At 35.8% G+C, this 20,248-nt stretch carries 18 protein-coding genes; 3 read left to right on the top strand and 15 right to left on the bottom strand.

The genetic code is table 11. The features are described 5' to 3' along the window. Positions 1-6: 6 nt before the first annotated feature. The gene (locus EKM79_RS05450) at positions 7-1,509 is read right to left on the bottom strand and encodes a YfcC family protein (protein ID WP_125566687.1); all 1,503 of its coding nucleotides are present in this window, start codon (positions 1,507-1,509) and stop codon (positions 7-9) included. 334 nt (positions 1,510-1,843) lie between these two features. Here EKM79_RS05450 and EKM79_RS05445 point away from each other — a divergent pair, with 334 nt between their 5' ends. Continuing rightward, complete coding sequence (locus tag EKM79_RS05445; protein ID WP_125566685.1) at positions 1,844-2,242, top strand: hypothetical protein; 399 nt, start codon at positions 1,844-1,846, stop codon at positions 2,240-2,242. 47 nt (positions 2,243-2,289) lie between these two features. Here EKM79_RS05445 and EKM79_RS05440 read toward each other — a convergent pair whose 3' ends face one another. The 10 genes from EKM79_RS05440 to EKM79_RS05395 all read right to left on the bottom strand — a co-directional run bounded on the left by EKM79_RS05440 (position 2,290) and on the right by EKM79_RS05395 (position 13,698). After that, positions 2,290-3,801: a YfcC family protein gene (locus EKM79_RS05440; protein ID WP_125566683.1), complete on the bottom strand. Its 1,512-nt coding sequence runs from the start codon at positions 3,799-3,801 to the stop codon at positions 2,290-2,292. Between the two features lie 333 nt (positions 3,802-4,134). Continuing rightward, the gene (locus EKM79_RS05435; protein WP_125566681.1) at positions 4,135-5,517 is read right to left on the bottom strand and encodes a DUF4097 family beta strand repeat-containing protein; all 1,383 of its coding nucleotides are present in this window, start codon (positions 5,515-5,517) and stop codon (positions 4,135-4,137) included. 2 nt (positions 5,518-5,519) lie between these two features. Then, positions 5,520-5,861, bottom strand: a complete 342-nt coding sequence (locus EKM79_RS05430) for a PadR family transcriptional regulator (protein ID WP_125566679.1) — start codon at positions 5,859-5,861, stop codon at positions 5,520-5,522. 124 nt (positions 5,862-5,985) lie between these two features. Then, entirely contained in the window at positions 5,986-7,083 is a 1,098-nt protein-coding gene (locus EKM79_RS05425; RefSeq protein WP_125566677.1) for a Glu/Leu/Phe/Val dehydrogenase dimerization domain-containing protein, read from the bottom strand. Between the two features lie 16 nt (positions 7,084-7,099). After that, entirely contained in the window at positions 7,100-8,344 is a 1,245-nt protein-coding gene (locus EKM79_RS05420; RefSeq protein ID WP_125566675.1) for a dihydrolipoamide acetyltransferase family protein, read from the bottom strand. Between the two features lie 12 nt (positions 8,345-8,356). Beyond that, positions 8,357-9,340, bottom strand: coding sequence for an alpha-ketoacid dehydrogenase subunit beta (locus tag EKM79_RS05415; protein ID WP_125566673.1), 984 nt, complete (start codon positions 9,338-9,340; stop codon positions 8,357-8,359). Positions 9,341-9,345: 5 nt separating this feature from the next. Further along, positions 9,346-10,332 (bottom strand): thiamine pyrophosphate-dependent dehydrogenase E1 component subunit alpha, encoded by a 987-nt coding sequence (locus EKM79_RS05410; protein WP_125566671.1) that lies wholly within the window; start codon positions 10,330-10,332, stop codon positions 9,346-9,348. Positions 10,333-10,349: 17 nt separating this feature from the next. Further along, on the bottom strand, positions 10,350-11,768 hold the full coding sequence (gene lpdA, locus EKM79_RS05405; RefSeq protein WP_125566669.1) for a dihydrolipoyl dehydrogenase: 1,419 nt from the start codon (positions 11,766-11,768) through the stop codon (positions 10,350-10,352). Further along, positions 11,752-12,855 carry a butyrate kinase gene (buk, locus tag EKM79_RS05400; protein ID WP_125566667.1) on the bottom strand — a complete coding sequence of 368 codons (1,104 nt, stop codon included), beginning with the start codon at positions 12,853-12,855 and terminating at the stop codon, positions 11,752-11,754. The genes lpdA and buk overlap by 17 nt, the downstream gene beginning before the upstream one ends. Positions 12,856-12,870: 15 nt before the next feature. Further along, on the bottom strand, positions 12,871-13,698 hold the full coding sequence (locus tag EKM79_RS05395; protein WP_125566665.1) for a phosphate acyltransferase: 828 nt from the start codon (positions 13,696-13,698) through the stop codon (positions 12,871-12,873). Positions 13,699-13,910: 212 nt separating this feature from the next. Here EKM79_RS05395 and EKM79_RS05390 point away from each other — a divergent pair, with 212 nt between their 5' ends. Then, positions 13,911-15,359, top strand: a complete 1,449-nt coding sequence (locus EKM79_RS05390; protein ID WP_125566663.1) for an APC family permease — start codon at positions 13,911-13,913, stop codon at positions 15,357-15,359. 49 nt (positions 15,360-15,408) lie between these two features. Here the strand turns inward: EKM79_RS05390 and EKM79_RS05385 are convergent, their stop codons facing one another. Then, the gene (locus EKM79_RS05385) at positions 15,409-15,885 is read right to left on the bottom strand and encodes a GNAT family N-acetyltransferase (protein WP_125566660.1); all 477 of its coding nucleotides are present in this window, start codon (positions 15,883-15,885) and stop codon (positions 15,409-15,411) included. Positions 15,886-16,252: 367 nt separating this feature from the next. Here EKM79_RS05385 and EKM79_RS05380 point away from each other — a divergent pair, with 367 nt between their 5' ends. Continuing rightward, positions 16,253-17,845 carry an L-lactate permease gene (locus tag EKM79_RS05380; RefSeq protein WP_125566659.1) on the top strand — a complete coding sequence of 531 codons (1,593 nt, stop codon included), beginning with the start codon at positions 16,253-16,255 and terminating at the stop codon, positions 17,843-17,845. Between the two features lie 31 nt (positions 17,846-17,876). On the opposite strand, the gene EKM79_RS05375 is transcribed toward EKM79_RS05380, so the two are convergent. The 3 genes from EKM79_RS05375 to pyrF are packed head-to-tail and all read right to left on the bottom strand — an operon-like array spanning position 17,877 to position 20,229. Next, the gene (locus tag EKM79_RS05375; protein ID WP_125566657.1) at positions 17,877-18,899 is read right to left on the bottom strand and encodes a quinone-dependent dihydroorotate dehydrogenase; all 1,023 of its coding nucleotides are present in this window, start codon (positions 18,897-18,899) and stop codon (positions 17,877-17,879) included. Continuing rightward, entirely contained in the window at positions 18,899-19,537 is a 639-nt protein-coding gene (gene pyrE, locus EKM79_RS05370; protein ID WP_125566655.1) for an orotate phosphoribosyltransferase, read from the bottom strand. The genes EKM79_RS05375 and pyrE overlap by 1 nt, the downstream gene beginning before the upstream one ends. Next, positions 19,537-20,229: an orotidine-5'-phosphate decarboxylase gene (pyrF, locus tag EKM79_RS05365; RefSeq protein WP_125566653.1), complete on the bottom strand. Its 693-nt coding sequence runs from the start codon at positions 20,227-20,229 to the stop codon at positions 19,537-19,539. The genes pyrE and pyrF overlap by 1 nt, the downstream gene beginning before the upstream one ends. Positions 20,230-20,248: the final 19 nt, after the last annotated feature.

Below are 20,248 nucleotides of genomic sequence, written 5' to 3'. Positions count from 1 at the left end.
TACAAATTACATCATTGAAACAATAACTAAGAATGCTGCAATAACAACAAACAATATTGCAATTAGTTTCCAAATATACTTCCACCATGTAACGATATCAACGTGTCCAATTGCTAGAGCACCCATAACGATACCTGATGTAGGCGTAATCAAGTTAACTAGTCCTGACGCAGCTTGGTAAGCTGTGATAACTAATGAACCATCAACACCAGAGAACTTACCTAAAGGTCCCATGATTCCCATTGTAGCAGCAGCTAAGCCTGATGTAGAAGGAATCAAGAATGACATAGGAATATAGAAAATATATGTTAATACAATAAAAATACCTGATGAAAGATTTTGAAGTCCAGTCTCACCAGCATGTAGTACTGTCGCTGTAATGTATCCATTATTCATAATAACTTGAATACCACGAGCTACAGCAACAATAATAGCAACACTCATGAATTCACTCATACCATTCATAAACGCAGTAATGTAATCTGATTCTTTCATTCTAAACATAAACATAATGATAACTGACATCATGAAGAACAATGCTGTGATCTCAGTAAAGTACCATGTACCAAGTGGTGCAAAATCTTGAGCAATTAAAGCACCCAAGAATGGAATCTTAGTAAACCAAGCTGTAAAGTCATCAAAGAATGTCCAACTTGAATTTAAACTTGTCCAAGGAATCAAGCCAAGAATCATAATTACAAATGTTAAAGCAAATAACCAGAGAACTCCCTTTTGTTTCTTAGATAACTTGTCATCAATTGACTTATCTGCTGTTGAGAATTCTTCAAGATCCTTTTGACGACGTTCAAATACATAGGATTTACTTGGATCTTTTTTAACTTTGTCAGCATAACGCATAACAAAAATAATACTAATTGCTGTAGTGATAATAAGTAAAATAAAACGAGGAATCAATCCATCACCAGGTGAGATATTGATTGTTTGTGAAGCAACACCTGTTGCAAATGGATTAACTGTTGATGCCAAACATCCAATTTGTGAACCGATTAGAGCAAGAGAAATAGCTGTAATCGAATCATACCCAACGCTGATCATAACTGGTATCAAAATTGGGTAAAATGCGATTGTCTCTTCACCCATACCATATGTAGATCCACCTATAGCAAATAATGTCATTAAAATGGGAATAAGTGCTTTTTCTTTACCGGCATTTTTCCTAACAACTGTAGCAATACCGTCATCTAATGCTCGAGTTTTGTTAACAACTCCTAGAAAACCACCAATAACCAAAATAAATAGTGATACAGAGATCGAACCTTCGGTCAAGTCAGTACCAACCATACCGTTGATAGGTGCTAAGAAGACATCCCAAATACCTTGGGGACTGCTTGCACGCGCTTTATATGTACCAGCAATAATATTTCCCGCTTTTGTTGTAGCATATTCGCCGGCTGGAATGATCCATGTCAGTACGGCAACCACAATAATTAAGAAAAATAGAATTGTGTACGCCGAAGGCATACTAAATTTCTTTACCTTTTTTTCCATGTTGTACCCTCCCTATACTTGTTCTTAGTAAAGCATATACAATAAATTAAGCGATTACAACGGTTTTAAAAGTTTATTTTTTTATAATAATTATTATCCTTTTCTTTCATCATTTATATGAAATTAATTTTTATTGTGAAAACGATTGCAAAAAGTTACAATGAGTGTAACAAGAAATACGGGTGATAAAATGGACGGTTCAATAAACTTCGGTCGGGAAATAAACCACGGTCCTTTAATTAAAAGTATTTTAATAAGCGCTCTTTTAGGATGTGTCGGTCTTTTAATTAATTACAAAATGGGTCTGACCATCTTTCTAATAATACTTTTAATAATGGTTTTTGTATACTATCCTAGTTACCTTCCATTTTTATACAGTTTTTGGTCACTGGAAGAACACGGGATCACATATTACGATATGAGTACATATCGTGCCAAATTAAACTTGATTATCCAAGGGAAAAACGCTGACCATCAATTTATTAGTTACACAGAAATCAACAGTTTTGAAGTTAAGTCAGAGAATAATTCATATTCAACGATGGATATCTCAACATTCAAAAACCAAAGACAATCAATCTTCACATGGTTGAGAAAACCGCTTAACCTGGTTTTACATTTAAAAAACAGTAAAATTGCTTTGGATGCCTCTTGGGACCAGCTACACGACAACAAGAACATTCAGGCTCGTTTGATGAACGTCATGAGTTACTTAGATAAAAAAATACAATAAAAAGCCGTTTACTTCTTATATAGAAAGCAAACGACTATTTTTGTACTTTAAAACATTGTAGCAACGGCTAAAAAGACACATGTGAAGATGAATAAAATCGCTAACAACTTCCACATATAATTCAACCAAGTAACAATATTAACATGACCAATTGCCAAGGAACCCATAACAATCGCTGATGTTGGTGTGATCAAATTGACGAATCCAGAGGCTGATTGATAAGCTGTGACAACTAATGAACCAGCTACACCAGAGAACTTACCGATAGGTCCCATGATTCCCATGGTTGCGGCCGCAAGACCAGAACTAGATGGAATCAAGAAGGACATTGGAATGTAGAAGATATAAGTCAAAATAATAAAGACTGCTGATGATAAACCATGAAGTCCAACTTCACCAGCATGTAACACTGTAGCTGTGATGTAACCATTGTTCATAACAACTTGAATACCACGAGCAACGGCAACGATAATTGCAACATCCAATAGATCCTTCATGCCATTCATGAAAGCATCAATATAATTTGCTTCAGACATATGGAAAATGAACATTACAATAATTGATGCAATAAATAATAACGTCGTGATTTCAACAAAGTACCAGTCACCCAGCGGTAAGATATCCTTACCAATTAAGGCACCAAGGAATGGAACTTTGACTAACCATTTATTGAAATTATCAAACATGGTCCAATTACTATTCAAACTTGACCATGGAATCAAGCTGACGATCATGACTACAAAAGTCAAAATAAATGCAATCAGAACAGCTTTTTGTTTCCCAGATAAAGATTTGGCGACATCTTCTTCGCCATCATTATTCTTAACAAATTCTTCCAGATCCTTTTGATGACGTTCAAAGACTAATGATTGATCAGGGTTCTTCTTCACCTTGGCTGCATAGTGCATGACGTAAACAATTGAGATAATTACTGTACATACAAAGAAAATCAATCTTGGTACCATACCAGCACCTGGTGAAATGTGAATCGTTTCTGAAGCAACACCAGTTGCAAATGGATTAATAGTTGAAGCCATACAACCAATCTGTGAACCGATCAGTGAGATAGAAATAGCTGTCAAAGTATCATAACCAACACTTAGCATAACTGGAATCAGAATTGGCACGAAAGCAATTGTTTCCTCACCCATACCAAATGTTGAACCACCAATGGCAAATAATGTCATTAAGAATGGAATTAAAATCTTTTCTCTACCTGCATACTTAGTCACTGCTGAACCAATACCATCATCTAGGGTCTTTGTCTTATTAACAACCCCAAGGAATCCACCAATAACTAAAATGAATAGTGAAACTGATATGGCACCATCTGTAGAGTCAGTACCGACCATCCCATTGATTGGAGCTTCGAAGATGTCCCATAAACCCTGGGGACTGCTACTTCGGCTTCGGTAAGTCCCGGCAATGATATTGCCCGCCTTAGTAGTAGCATATTCTCCGGCTGGAATGATCCAGGTTAAAATTGCTACAAGAATTATTAGGATAAACAAAATGGTAAATGCCGATGGCATATGCCACTTACTCTTTGTTTCCTGCATATTAATCTCCCCTATCTTGTAGAATGATTACAAGAATACGAGTATTTTGATTAAATTGCAATGGTAAATTAAAAATATTCTAATTATTTTTTAAAATTACAATACTTTATAATAAACATTTTTGGATGATGTGCTAATGATAATTTAATAATAGTCTAATTAATCAGTGATTTTAATCGTAATTGAATAAGATGATTTCATTCTGTCAATTAAAATAAATTCTTCAAAGTTTGTAAATAATAGATTGAAAACAAAAATTCACAATAGATGTAATATCAACCAAATTTGCACATTAAAAGCGTCTAGTTTTCAATAAACTAGACGCTTCTTTATTTAATATAATTTAACCGTCCCCGAAGATGCTTTGCCCTTAACGGTATAAATCGGTTCATTTCCAACTCGACCATCCTTGAAATCCAAAGTATCGTGATCCAAAGTAGCTAGTTCTGGTGCTTTAACGATGCCACTCTTTGCCTGAAGATCAAATTTATAGTTTTTTGGCAACATAGTAATCTTTACAGCGCCACTGTGAGATTCAGCCTCTAGATCACCTGTCAGTTCATTTATGCTCAAGGCAACTGTTCCCGAATGACTAACAATATGGCCACTGCCGCTTAGCCCTTCACCACGGATTGCACCACTATGTGCGTTGATTTCAAATTCACGTCCCAAAACATTATGAATCTTGATAGAACCACTATGTGCGGACAGTTCTAGAATATCCTCAGCTTTAACATTATCCAATTTAACCTTACCAGACTGATCTCTGACTGAAAGATTCACAACTGAAATATTATTAAAATAACCATTGCCACTATTAATAGTAGCTTTAACAGTTCTCAGGCCACTGATTCCAGTAACATGCAAGTTACCAGCAATATTACCAATACGCATATCACCAGTAAACTTACGTGGAATCAACACCTGTGTTCTAACCTTCAAGTGTAAGAACTTAGGATAACGCCCTTGAGCAATTTTGACAGTACCGCCTTGAGCTTTTGTCCTGGCAAAATAATCCGGATTATTACGAGACATGTACTCTCTTAAAATAATCTTATCACCGTCAGTTGGCAGAACCCGCAATACTGCATAGCTGTAATTGATATCTAAACGTTCAATATCCTCGATAGCAAACGACTCTTCATTGACTAAGTTGAGCGTTTCAACATATACCTCTGTGTCGACATGGTGATCAAATTGTTCATCAAACTTCGAAAAAGTGTCACGTACCTTGTTCTTATTCTGATCGAAATTGATGCCACGACCGTCAATTGTCATATTGCCCAACTTTACGCCATTCTCATCAGCTTGAAATATTCGTCCTTCACTAATTGAAACGCCATCCCCATCGGCACGAAATGACTTACCTTTATTGATAAAAACACCAGTTTTATCTATTTTTAACTTATCACCACCATCAACCGTAATTCCTGATTGATTGATGTCAATATGATGACCACCGTCATTGTCTGGCTGTTCATCGTCAACATCGTCCTGCATAACTTCGTCGATCAAGTCATTGATATCTCCAAATTCAGCAAATGACTCCTTCACCGCCTCTTCAGGCAACTTGCCCTCATCTACCTTATCCTCAGCTGCAGCAATCAAATCCGACTTCAATTCCTCAGCTAATTCGTGAATATCAGGTGTGTGAGGATAGTCTTCAAATATTTCTGATAATTGTTCCTTTACTAATTCTACAATTTTTTCATTCATAATTAGTCGATCCTTCCAAGAATTAAGTCATCAATTACGTGCTTGGCAAAATTCCATTCCTTAACGTTTGTTTTTAAAGTTTCTGTACCTTGTTCAGTTATCTTGTAATACTTACGTCTGCCACCTTGACTCTCATCACCCCAGTAACTCTGGATGTCGCCATTCTTTTCTAATCGTCTAAAGACGGTATAGAGTGTTGCTTCGTTGAGCTCATATGCTTCATGACTCAATTGTTTTATCGTCTTGGCAATTTCATAACCATAGCTATCGCCTTGACTAAGAATATTCAAAACGATTGTCGTAGTATGGCCGCGAATTATATCCTTCGAAATTATCGGTTTCATAATCTTATCTTCCTTTCGATAAGTATAATTTAACACCAATTACTGTGCGTGTCAAAGTAATTATTTCAATATAGTAAAAAAAGGCTACTAACGAATTAGCAGCCTCACTTTACTATATTAAGATTTAAACAGTTTTTAACGATGATTTTTCATTTTGCAAGAAATTACCACGAACATTTAGAATAGAATTAATTCTTTCCTCAGCTAATCTATCTGCAGCTTCAGCAGTTGTAATATTGTCTCTCTTAGCAATTGCAAATACTTTATCCATTTGGTCATAAATCGTCTTAACTTTTTCTAACGCACGATCACGATCATAGCCTTTTAATTCATCAGCAACATTTATCACACCACCGGCATTAACGATGAAATCTGGTCCATAAACAATGCCACGATCTTTCAACATTTGCCCATGTTTCTCAATGTCTAGTAACTGATTGTTTGAACTACCGCATACAGCTTTTACTTTTAATCTTGGAATTGTATCGTCATTCAAAATTGCACCTAAAGCACACGGTGCAAAGATATCAGCATCTACATCATAAATTTCATCTGGAGCTACTGCAGTTGCACCATAATCATTAACCATTCGATCAATCGCATCTTGATTAATGTCAGTCACGATAATATGAGCACCTTCATCATTCAGATGTTTAGCTAATCCAGTGGCAACATTACCTGCACCTTGAATTGAAACAGTCTTACCTGTCAAATTATCATCACCAAAAGCTTCCTTTGCAGTACGTTTCATAGCATAGTAAACACCTAAAGCAGTGACAGGACTTGGATTTCCGGATGCTCCTTGTGCATCACTAGTTCCAGTTACATGATTTGTCTCCATGTAAATTGCATTCATATCATCAACGGTTGTACCAACATCTTCCGCTGTAATGTAACGTCCGTTTAAACTTTCAATATAACGACCTAAGGCTCTGAATAGGGCTTCATTTTTATCTTTCTTTGGATCACCGATAACTACTGTTTTAGCACCACCAATGTTTAAACCTGCAGCAGCATTTTTGTAAGTCATACCCTTTGCCAATCTAAGCGCATCATTCAATGCCTCTTCTTCACTAGCATAAGGCCACATTCTACATCCCCCAAGGGCTGGTCCTAAGGTCGTATCATGGATAGCAATAATTGCTTTTAATCCCGATACCTTATCTTGACAGAATACAACTTGTTCATAATCGTCGTGCGTCATTACTTCAAATAAGTTCATGGCTCATTCCTCCAAATTAATAAATATTTGTATTTTGATCAATTGCTTCGAGATTTACCTTTACTTCATTTAAAAACTTACCTGCTGCTAAACCATCTAAAATTCGATGATCAAGTGTTAAACATAGATTTACTTTATTTCTAATGCCAAAGGAATCATCATCTAAAACTGACAATTCTTTTCTAATAGATTCAACTTGTAAAATTGCAGCCTGAGGGTAATTAATAATACCCATTGATTCGATTGATCCAAAGGAACCAGTGTTATTCACTGTAATCGTTCCACCTTCACTATCAGATCCCTTCAACGTATTATTTCTAACACCATTTGCTAATCGACTCACTTCTGATGCAATACCTGTAATAGAGAGTCTATCAACATGTTTGATAACCGGTACAAACAACGCATCTTCTGTCGCTACAGCAATTGAAATATTAATATCCTTATGTTGAATAATTTCATCATTTTGCCAACTGCTATTAAGTTTAGGATTGTTCTTCAATGCGGCACTGACTGCTTTAACAAAAAATGGGAAATATGATAATCCAAATCCATTTTGTTCTTTAAAATCATTTTTTAGACTATTTCTAAGTTTTACTAATCCAGTTACATCAACCTCAATCATTGTCCATGCTTGCGGTATTTCTTGAACACTCTTCAGCATATTCTTCGCAATCATCTTACGAACTGGTCCAGCTTTGACAATAACATCATTTGAATTAGATGATTGCACTTGCGACACTTGAGGTTGTGATTCTAATGGTTGCTGTGAAGTTGTTTCAATCTTAGAAACAACTTCTGCAGGTTGTGAAACAGTCGACTCGGGTTGATAATTTAATACATCTTTTCTAGTAATACGTCCGCCTTTTCCAGTACCAGATACTAGACTCAAATCAATACCTTTTTCACCGGCAATTTTTAATACTGCAGGTGAATATCTTGCAGCTGCAGTATTAGATGCTGTTAGTATTGAAGACGCTGCTTGTTTCTTTGGCTCTTCTTTTGTTTCAGATTCGCTACTATCAGTATTCATCTTTAGAATATCTGTCCCTATAGGAACTACATCGTTCTCAGCAACTAACAGCTCAGTCACAACTCCATCATCACTAGATGGTATCTCAGTCACAACCTTATCTGAAATGGCCTCAAGTATGGGGTCATATTTTTTTACTTTATCACCAGGTTTAACCATCCATTGAGAAACAGTTGCTTCGGTCACGCTCTCACCTAGTGGCGGCATTTTTATAATCAATTCTGACATAAGTTTAACCTCCTAAAATTCAGCTAATTCTCTAATAGATTGGGTTACCTGTTCCTGATTAACTAAGAATGCATCTTCTAGATCCTTCGCATATGGCATACTAGGAGAATCGGGGCCTGCCAAAATTTTAATAGGTGCATCTAAATCAAACAGTGCTTCTTCAGCAATAATTGCTGAAACATTATTCATAACACTACCTTCCTTAGTATCTTCAGTTATTAATAAGACTTTTCCTGTCTTACGAACAGCCTCTAACACTGTAGATTTGTCAATTGGATATAAACTTCTTAAATCAACAACTTCAACAGAGAACTCATTTTTTAATTCTTCAGCGGCCTTAAGGGCAAATTGCAACATCATACCATATGCAATTACAGTTACATCATCCCCATTTTTAACCACATTGGCTTTATCAAGTGGAACCGTGTAATCATCATCTGGAATATCGTCCTTTATTGAACGATATAATTTTTTATGCTCATAAAATAAAACGGGATCTTCACTTCTTATAGCTGATTTAAGTAATCCTTTTGCATCGTAAACGGTTGATGGAGTTACAATTCTTAATCCAGGTTGACCTGCAAAAATTTTTTCGGTGGATTGCGAATGATAAAATCCGCCTCTAACTCCACCACCATATGGTGTACGCATTACAATAGGAGCTGACCAATCCCCCCCAGACTTATAACGCATTTTTGTAGCTTCTGACATTATTTGATTAACAGCTGGTAGAATGTAATCCGCAAATTGAAATTCTGCAATTGCATGATGACCCATAACTCCAAGTCCAACAGCCAATCCAGCAATTTCAGATTCACCTAAAGGAGAGTTAAAAACACGTTGATCACCAAATTTTTCGGCTAAACCTTTGGTTACACCAAAAACTCCACCTTTAACTCCACCGACGTCTTCTCCGAAGATCATTACACCTTCATCACGCTGCATTTCTTCAGTTATGGCAATATTCAAAGCCTCTAAATAAGATTTTTCAGACATTTTTTTCACTCCTCTCCATAAATATGTGTCATTAATTGATCAGTTGTTGGATTAGGCATTTCTTCAGCTTCCTCTGTTGCCTTATCGATTTCATCAGCTAATTCTTCTTTTATGGATGCAAGATTATCTTTATTTAAAATCTTTTCATCCAATAATTGCTGTTCCATCAAACCAACACAGTCATTTTCTTTCATTTTGGCAATATCTTCTGGTGTACGGTATACTCTTTGATCATCATCTGATGAGTGAGCTGTTAGTCTATCGACAAGCATTTCAATCAATGTAGATCCTTTACCGTTTCTAGCATTTTCCGCCGCTTCTTTGAAAGCAAGATATGTTTCTGTAAAATCGCGACCATTAACCTGTCTTCCAAACATTCCATAACCATCTGCACGAACTGATAAATCATTAACTCCGAACTCTTCTGAATTTGGTGTCGAAATTGCATATCCGTTGTTCTCAATTACGAATACCATCGGTAATTTTTGAACTCCTGCAAAATTTAACGCTTCATGAAAATCTCCTTCTGCTGTTGATCCTTCACCTGTTGCAGTCAGCGCAATTGCTTTAGATTTATCAATCTGCATAGCTAAAGCAACACCAGTGGCAACTGGATACTGAGTAGTAACGGTGGAACTGAACGGAACAATATTATGAGCCCTACTTCCATAATGATTCGGCATTTGACGACCGTGTGAAGATGGATCGTCTGCCTTACCTAAGGACCCCATTAAAATATCTTTAGCACTCATTCCCCATACCATAACTGCTGCCATATCACGATAATAAGGAAGAAAATAATCTTTATCTGGTTCAAAATTCAAGGCCATTGCTACCTGTCCTACTTCGGCACCTTGTCCAGAAATATTGAATGTCGATTTTCCTATACGATTAAGCTGCCATAAACGTTCATCAAGCATACGTGCCTTTTTGATGATCCGGTAAGCTTGTATTAATTGTTCATTATTTAACTTACTGTCTTTTAATTTCATAGCTATACTCCTATCGATTATTTATTAAGTGAATTACCATTGATATCTCGAGCTGCTTCCATAATAGCTTCCGAAAGTGATGGATGAGGATGAACAGCTTCTCCAAGTTCCTCGGGTGTAGCGTTCAAGTATAATCCCAGAGCAGGCTCACTGATCAAGTCAGTGGCGTGTGGTCCAACAATACTTACGCCAATCAAGTCATCATTTTTTTTATTGGAGAAGACCTCTACTTGACCGATTGATTCTCCCATAATCATTGATTTGCCATTAAACTTAAAATCGAATTGTCCGTGGTTTGCTTGATCTTGATTTCCATCTGTACCGTCAGTTATGCCGACACTAGCAATTTCTGGATATGTATAAATCCCTCGTGGGATGTTGTCATAATCTATTGGAGGAATATCTTCCTTCATCATCTTGTCAACTGCTACTTCTGATTCAGCTGCAGCCACATGTGCCAATTGGAGCGTTGGAATAACATCCCCAACGGCATATATATTTTCTGCACTAGTTTGATAAAATTCATTTACTTTTATTCCACGTTTATCAAACTCAATCCCGGCTGCTTCTAATCCAATATTTTCTATATTTGGACGTCTACCAACAGCCACCAAAACTTTTTCAGATTCAATTTCAATTTCATTTCCGTCATTATCAGCTGATATCTTTGCACCATTGTCATCAGACACGACTGATTCCACTTTTGTAGAAAGATACATATCAATTCCTTGACGTTCAAATTCTTTCTTTAACTGTGCCGAAACTTTTTTACTTTCGTTGATTATTAATCGATCTTGAAATTCAACAATTGTGACTTTAACGCCCATCCAAGTTAGCAAGGATGCCCACTCTACACCAATTACTCCACCACCGATAATCGAGATAGATTTAGGAAGTTTCTCTAATTCCAAAATTCCATTTGAAGTTAAAATATTTTTTTCATCAATCTTAATATTTGGTAAATTAGCTGGTCTAGATCCAGTAGCTATTAAGACATTCTTAGGTGTCAAAATAATTTCATCAGCATCCCCATCGGGTTTGATCATAACTGATCCTGACTTAGGGGTAAATATCGACGTACCTAAAACACTACCTTCACCTTCAAAATAATCTATTTTATTCATTTTTATCAGTGAAGAAACACCATTACGCAGACTCTGGACTATCTTGTCTTTACGCTGTTTAATTTTCAAAAAATCAACTTTATAATCATAATTCGTCTCAATACCAAATTCTGAAATATTTTTAAATTCTCTAATTGCTTGAGCACTTTTTAGATAAGCCTTAGTAGGAATACAACCACGATTTAAGCAGGTTCCACCTATCAAATCTCTTTCAACTAAAGCAACATTTAGTCCAGCTTTTGCCGCTTTGATGGCGCCAGAATATCCTCCGATTCCACCACCAAGTACGACCAAATCATATTCTTTTGGCATTTGCTAAAGCCTCCGATTCTTTTTGATAATTTTTTACTTCCTCGGCTCCTGTAAGAACTCGCTGTGCACCTAAATTGAGTGCCCGCATTTCCATCTCACCTGGAATGGATTCAACTTTTGTGATCCATTTATTCTCTTGTATTAAAGAACTGGTCAAGATGGATGAATAAGCTAATCCTCCGGTTAAAATTATTAGGTCAACATCACCATTTAGCACTGACGCTTGCTTAGCAATTTCTTTAGAAATCTGATATACCAAACTATCAAAGATCAATTTGGCATACTCGTTACCTGAATCAATCATCGTTTCCACATCGCGTAAATCATTAGTTCCTAGATATGAAACAAGTCCACCGGTTTGTGTAATAAGCTTTCTCATAGTTTCACGATCTGCATGGTTTTCGAATATATAATCTACTACACTCATTGCACTCACTTGACCAGTTCTATTAGGTGAAAACGGACCTTCTCCATCTAATCCGTTATTAACATCAATTACCTTTCCATTTTTGTGAGCCCCAATACTAATTCCACCACCAAGATGAGCCACAATAACATTGGATTCATCGTATTTTTTTCCAACTCTCTTCAAGGCCTCGCGAGCAACTGCTTTTTGATTCAATGCGTGAAATACGCTTCTTCGGTCTAAGCCTTTGAAACCACTTAAATATGCAACTGGTTCAAACTCATCAACAACCACTGGATCAACAATAAAAGCACGTTTATTAAATTTTTTAGCTAAATAATTGGATATTATGGCTCCCAAATTTGATGCATGAATTCCAAACTTTCCAGATTTCAAATCCTCTATCATTAATGAATCAACCTCATAAGTACCACCAGGAATGGGACGCATCAAGCCTCCTCTTCCAACAAATGCATCAGCCTCATTCAAATCGATTCCTTCTGAATCCAAATATTCTTCAATTTTATTTACTCTAAATGGTTCCTGATCAACTAAAGTATTAAATTTAAGTATTTCATCATTATCATGTTCAATATTTGTATTCAGAATACTTTTTTCTCCATCAAACATAGCGATTTTAGTCGATGTTGAACCCGGATTAATAATTATCGTTTTTACCATAGGTACATACCTGCTTTAAATAGTTTTTAAGGCAAATTTCAAAGATAAGATTTTATTTTCTAGTGAATCTCCGCGAGATGTTAATACAATGGGTACTTTAGTTCCAACGATCATCCCACCCACCTTCGCATCCGCAAACATTGTTAATGACTTATACAAAACATTTCCCACATCAATATTAGGAACAACCAGTATATCCGCATCACCTTGTATTGGACCGGTGAATTTTTTTTCCTCAGCAATTTCTTTAGAAAGAGAAATATCTAACGACAAAGGTCCATAAACTATCGCATCAACTTGTTTTGTTTCATAATAATCAGTTAAATCTTTTGCCTTAACTGAAGACGGCATTTTTGAATTGAAGTTTTCAGCTGAACTAACTAACGATACCTTTGGAAACGCAATTCCAATTGAATGTGCAACCTTAATTGCGTTATCAATTATCAATCGCTCATTATCTAAATCTGGATCGATATTCATTGCTGCATCAGTCAGTAACAATGGCCTTGATAAAGATGGCAATTCAATTATTGCAACATGAGATAACAACTTCTTATTGATCAAATCATGTTCTTTTTTAAGAACCTCTTTTAAAAGAGTGTGTGTTTGAATGAGTCCTTTAAAAATTATATTTGCCCTATTCAAAACATCATCGACTGCTAGCTTGGCGACATCTTCATCAGAAGATGCATCAACGTAATTAACATTACTTCCAAACCGAAATTTTGCTTTACCTACTCCGAACAAATCAAAAATTATTCCATTATCTCGAAAACTGTCCACTAATTCAAAGATCTTAAGATCATTGGCTCCAGCGACTGAAATACGTACTGCATCATTCATGAATAACCTCCTCATAGTTCATATACCATTTTTTATAAATTATATTATTTTCACAATATAATCATAATCAAATTCCAACGTCAGTATACATAATTCTCTCCAGCTAGGCAAATGAAAACAGTTACACAAAAAATATAATATAAACATATTTATTGACTTTCACAATTTATACCAATTATAATTTAGCTGAAAAAATTCAAGGAGGAGGCGTTATGGAAATTGCAAAGTTATTAGCGAAAAAGAAGTTTGAAATAAAATATACTAAGTCTGAAGATGAACTAAGCCGTGATCTAAGTGCATGGGGTTTAACTGCTATGGGAGTTGGTGCAATTGTTGGTGCCGGAATATTTATTACGCCCGGAATTTTAGCAGCCAACTATGCCGGTCCAGGTACCATGTTTGCCTATATTTTATCTGCCGCCGTTTGTGCTTTAGCAGCAATGTGCTATTCAGAATTTGCATCAACTATTCCTGTTGCTGGTAGTGCATACGCGTATGTATATACGGTTTTTGGAGAACTCATTGCTTGGGTAATTGGCTGGGCATTAATATCAGAATACCTTTTTGCCGTTTCATCGGTTGCTGTGAGTTGGTCCGCCTATTTTCAAAGTTTATTATCCGGTTTTGGAATAAACCTTCCCGATTTCTTATCTGTATCAATGGGCACACCGGGAAAAAGTGGTGGTATCAACATAATAGCAGGATTAATAACACTGGTTATTGGATTTATCTTAGCAAGAGGCATTAAAGAATCTACAAAACTTAATTCGATTTTAGTTGCTACAAAAGTTATCGTAATTGTTCTTTTTATTGCCGTAGCAATTTTTTATATCAAACCTAAAAACTACAATCCGTTACTTCCATTCGGCTTTAAAGGTGTTTTGGCTGGTTCTGCAGTCGCATTTTACGCATACATTGGTTTTGATGCTGTTTCAACTGCATCAGAAGAAGTCAAAAATCCCCAAAGAGATATGCCGATTGGAATAGTTTCATCATTGCTTATTGCATCAGTCCTTTATGCAGCTGTTGCCGCAGTACTAGTTGGAGTTGTACACTACACAAAATTAAATGTGGCGGATCCCGTCGCTTATGCATTACAACTCATGAATCAAAATTGGGTTGCAGGAATCGTTTCATTCGGTGCAGTCGCAGGGATGACTACAGTATTACTAGTTATGTCATATGGTGGGACTCGATTGATATTTGCAATTAGTCGTGACGGACTTCTACCAAAATCATTATCAAAAATAAATAAAGATACACATGTACCTGTATTTAACACTTATACTTTCGCCATATTAGCAAGTCTAGTATCAATGTTTATTCCACTAGATAAAATTGCTGAATTGGTTAATATTGGAACATTATTTGCCTTCGCAACGGTTTCTATTGGAGTTGTTTTCTTAAGAAGATTAGATAATTATGATGAATTACCGGTCGGCTTCAAGGTTCCTTTATATCCAGTTATTCCTATAATTTCATTTATTATGTGCGTGGTTTTAATGACACAATTACAAGCAGTCACGTGGATAGTTTTCGCAACTTGGTTTACCTTTGGTTTAATAATTTACTTTAGCTATGGATATCGCCATAGCAATATCCATAAACAATCAAAAAAGGATAACAACGACCAAGATCCAGACATAGAAATAGACATATAAAAATAAGCTTGATATTTTGCTACAAATATCAAGCTTATTTTTCATATGTCTAATTTAATTTCATACTAAGTCTTACCATATCTTTCAAAACAAATCCGTCAAATGTTAAATATTTATCAATAATTTTCTTTGGATAATTTTTTATGAAAAAGTCTTTATCTATCCAATCCATTCTGAACCCTAACTTTTGATAAATATGTAATTGTCGATACGAATTACTACCGGTCCCTATCTCCAAAGTAGAATAGCCAGCCAGCCCAGCACTTTCTATCATCTTTTTCACAATCAATGTTCCAATTCCCAAATTTTGTTGTTCAGGTGCAACTGCTATATTCACAATTTCTAAAGTTTCGGGTCTTGTTGGTAATAAAACGACAATTCCCACTAACTTGCCCACATTTAAAACTTCAAAAACTGTCGAACGGCTAATATAACTATCAACAATTTCCTTGTAAGAATCTGCATCTAACAATAACTTATAGTCATCTTCACTAATATCGTCAATTTGATTGTATTCAAGATTCATTTTAAGTTCACTCCTGAAATCATTATATTTTATAAATATATACTCACAAATACCATTATAGTAAACGAAAAATCATTTACAAAATGCTATGTGAGAATAATCAATAGCAAGTTAAAATTTATAAATAAGTTTTCCGCTTTCATTGCTAGTGCTTCAAAGTTTTCACAATAAAAGTTATATGTTAATATTAGAAACACAGATTGTACACATTAAACACCTCAAAACATTTTTCTAAACTAAATAGCTAGAAAAACTGCTTTGAGGCGTAATTTTTATAAAGTTATTTTAAATTTTTCGTCAGATGTTTCCACTAAACTAATTTAGAACTAGGCTGAAAATTAAGAATAACAAATTTGGGGGAATTATTATGATACTTGTAGCAGCATCAGCCGTTATCTTACCTATGATTTTACTTGGTATACTGAATCTACCTGCCACCAAGGGGATGTCAATCAGCGCCGCTGTAGTTATGATTTTAGGTGCAACATTTTGGAAAATGCAACCAAACATATTATTTGCATCTATTTTGCAAGCAATGCATAAGGCTCTGCCTATCATTTGGATTTTATTTGGAGCACTAGTAATGCTGCGAACTCTAGAACATACTGGTGCAATCACTAGAATCAACATCGGATTTGAAAAACTTTCTTCCGATATGCGTGTTCAAACCATCTTAATTGCTTACTTGTTTGGAGCATTAATTGAAGGGGTATCTGGATTTGGAACACCAGCTATGGTCACTGCTCCTCTAATGATTGCTCTGGGATTCTCCCCAATTGCGTCGGTGGCACTGGCACTAATTGCTGACTCAACACCTGCAGCGTTCGGCGCAGTTGGTACACCACTTACGGTTGGATTAAGTAACGTAAATGATAATCCCGCATTTTTGAACTCAGTTGGACAAAGTTTAACTAAAATCGACTTATTCGCTGGATCATTAATGCCAACGATATTAGTTTTTATCCTAGTTTTTCTATTCGGTACAAACAAAAAGACTAAGTTAAAAAATTGGCTAGAATTCTTACCTTGGACTCTTTTTATTGGAATTTGTTACAGTATCATAGCTTTAATATCGGCCACTTTCGTCGGATATGAATTCACATCTATTCTATCTCCATTCATCACAATCATAATTGCCATAATTACAATTAGAATCAAGTTTCTCGTTCCAAAATCTAGTTTCTCAACACCTTGGACTATGAAACTAAAAACTAACAAAAGTGAAGAACATTCAGATATGCAACTGGTCAAGGCTTGGTCCCCGTATATTATTGTGGTCGTTCTTTTGTTACTATCAAGAATAATTGAACCCCTAAAATATTTTCTGACCCACTTCTTGAACTTATCATGGACGAATATCATGGGGATTAAAGGATTAAATTCTGATTGGGAATTTTTATATTCCCCCGGAACATTGTTAACGGTAGCCGTAATTATTGGTCTATTAATTCAGGTACAATCACTTAAAAGCTTTATACCCACAGGAATAAACGTTATAAAATCCATGAAATCTACTGCAATAGCATTAGTAGTAACATTAATAATGGTACAGGTATTTACTAACTCTAATTACAACGACGCTAAGCTTCAAAGCATGCCAATGTATATTGCAAATTTCGTATCCCAATATTTCTCCTCGGGATGGATATTCATTGCACCTTTCCTAGGAGCTTTAGGTTCATTTGTAACTGGAAGCGCCACTGTTTCAACACTAACATTTGGACAAATACAATCAGATATTGCTAATAATGCTAGTATTTCACAACAAATAGTTTTGTCTGCACAACTTATTGGAGCCGCAGCCGGTAATATGATATGCGTACATAACATTGTGGCTGTCAGCTCATTAGTTGGATTAAATGGACAAGAAGGAAACATCTTACGTAAAACATTGACCCCTGCATTAACATATTGCCTACTCGTAGGAATAGTTGGTTTCATTTTTCTATTAATATTTTAAAAAAAGAGATTGCGGAATTTTCCGCAATCTCTTATTTTAATTCTGAAATCATTTGCTTTTCAGACAAGTAACGATTTATCCGTTCTATCAGTGTTGGTCCATTGTATATAAAGCCTGTGTATACTTCAACCAAAGTAGCACCAGCATTTATAGCCTTCTCTGCATCCTCAGGTGTAAATACTCCACCTGAATAAATTATGGGCATTTCAGGAAACGCTTTACGAATTAACTCCGTCATAGCTATCGATGTTTTAAAAATTGGCTTACCACTTAAACCACCGTTTTCTTTTTTATTAGCAGATTTAAGATTCTCACGCTTCATCCCACTAGTATTAGTCAAAATGACCCCATCTAGCAGTCCTTCAACTGAATGTAACGTTGATACTAATTCATCAGTGTCAATATCATTACCGAACTTACAAAATACAGGTTCTTCAATATTCAGATCCTTGATTCCTGACAACAAATTAGCTAATAGATCAACTTGCTGCAATGTAGCAACACCTTTTTGATTAGGACAACTAATATTCAAAGCAATATAGTCCGCATCTTCATGTATTGCTTTCACATCCTCAATTAGCTCCGCAACTTTTTGATCATCAGTCAATCCGTGGCCAGGGGCCAGACTCAAACCAATTTTTACGTTAGAAGGATGTTTTTCTAATCGTGATTTAGTTACTTCAATGCCGTCATTATTTAATCCCATACGATTGATAATGGCTTGATCTTCTGCCAAACGAAAAACACGCTTTTTTTTATTTCCTGATTGTGCATTTTTAGTTACACTACCCACTTCGACAAACCCGGCACCTAACGCTCCAAGACTATTATAGAATTCAGCTTTCTTATCAAATCCCGCTGCAATCCCAATCGGAGAGTCGAAGGTTAGATTCTTTATTTTGACTTGTAAATTTAATCGCTTCTTCGTATAAAAAATTCTACGCAAAATATTTGAATTATCATTAAACAATTTCAAACCATTGGCAACCAAGTGGTGGTCTACTTCTGGATCAACTTTAAAAATCAATGGCCGTACAACTTTATATAAATCCATTACTTGCCCCAACTTTCTGGCTCTTTATACCATTGTTTTAGCAATTCCATATCTTCAGCTTCGACATAATTTTGTTCTTGAGCTACTTCGATCATCGTTGGGTAATCTGTCAAAGTTACTAGTTCAGTATGTGCTTCAGCAAAATTGGTTGTGCTCTCAGGTAAATTATATGAAAAAATAGCTGCCGTTCCAATTACCTCAGCCCCAGCCTCACGGACCGCATGAACTGCTTTTAGAATACTGCCACCAGTGGAAATAAGATCATCTATTAAAACTACCTTATCACCTTCTTGACAACGTCCTTCTATCTGTCCCTTTTTACCGTGATCTTTAGGTTGAGCACGAACATAGTTTAACGGAAGATTCAAAATATTTGCTACTCCCGTTGAATGAGGTATTCCTGCTGTAGCAACTCCACTAATAACTTCTACTTCTGGATATGTCTCTTTAATAAGGTTAGCCAAATCTTTCGCGATTTGCTGGCGGAATTTTGGATAAGCAATTGTCAAACGATTATCAGTATATATGGGAGAATTAATGCCACTTGCCCATACAAATGGATTTTTGGGACTTAATGTCACTGCCTTAATATCTAATAATTCACTCGCAATATTTTTTGATACTTCTTTTTTATCCATTATTTATTCCACTCCTTACAAATATTCTTATAAGCAATATAACCATCACTCGATTGCGTAATTGGACGACCAACAACAATACCGTCACTACCGAGTACACTTGCCTTTGCGGGTGTTGCAACACGTTTTTGATCACCAACTTGAGCTGATTTAGGTCTTATACCTGGAGTTATGCAAAGGAAGTCACTGCCAGTTGCTTCTTTAATAAGTGGCACTTCAAGAGCTGATGAAATAACGCCATCCGCACCGTTATCATAAGCTAATTTTGCTAGATGTGTTACATAATCTTGAGATTGTAATGGTACTTGTAGCTCATTCGCCAATTCAACCTGCCCTAACGATGTTAATTGTGTAACAGCTAATAATTTGGTATTTGTGCCTTCAAGTCCCTTTTTTGCAGCTGCAATCATTTCTGCACCACCACTAGCATGAACTGTTAACATTTGAACATCCCATTTGGCAATCATTTCACATGTTCTACGAACAGTGTTAGGGATATCGTGAAGTTTAAGATCCAAGAAAATATTATAACCTCGATTTCTCAAACTTCTTACAAATGGATAACCAAATTGACAAAACATTTCTAAACCAATTTTTACAAACAAGTTTTCATCTTTAGGAAACTGGCTTAAAAACTCTATACATTCAAAATCATCTGCAAAATCTAACGCAATTATTACCGGCTTTTTCATTACTTCTCCGTACCTCCTC

The organism is Companilactobacillus insicii, assembly GCF_003946015.1.
Classification (GTDB): Bacteria; Bacillota; Bacilli; order Lactobacillales; family Lactobacillaceae; genus Companilactobacillus; species Companilactobacillus insicii.
The sequence above is the reverse complement of the archived record's forward strand: the minus strand, read 5'-3'. Positions and strand labels throughout refer to the sequence as shown.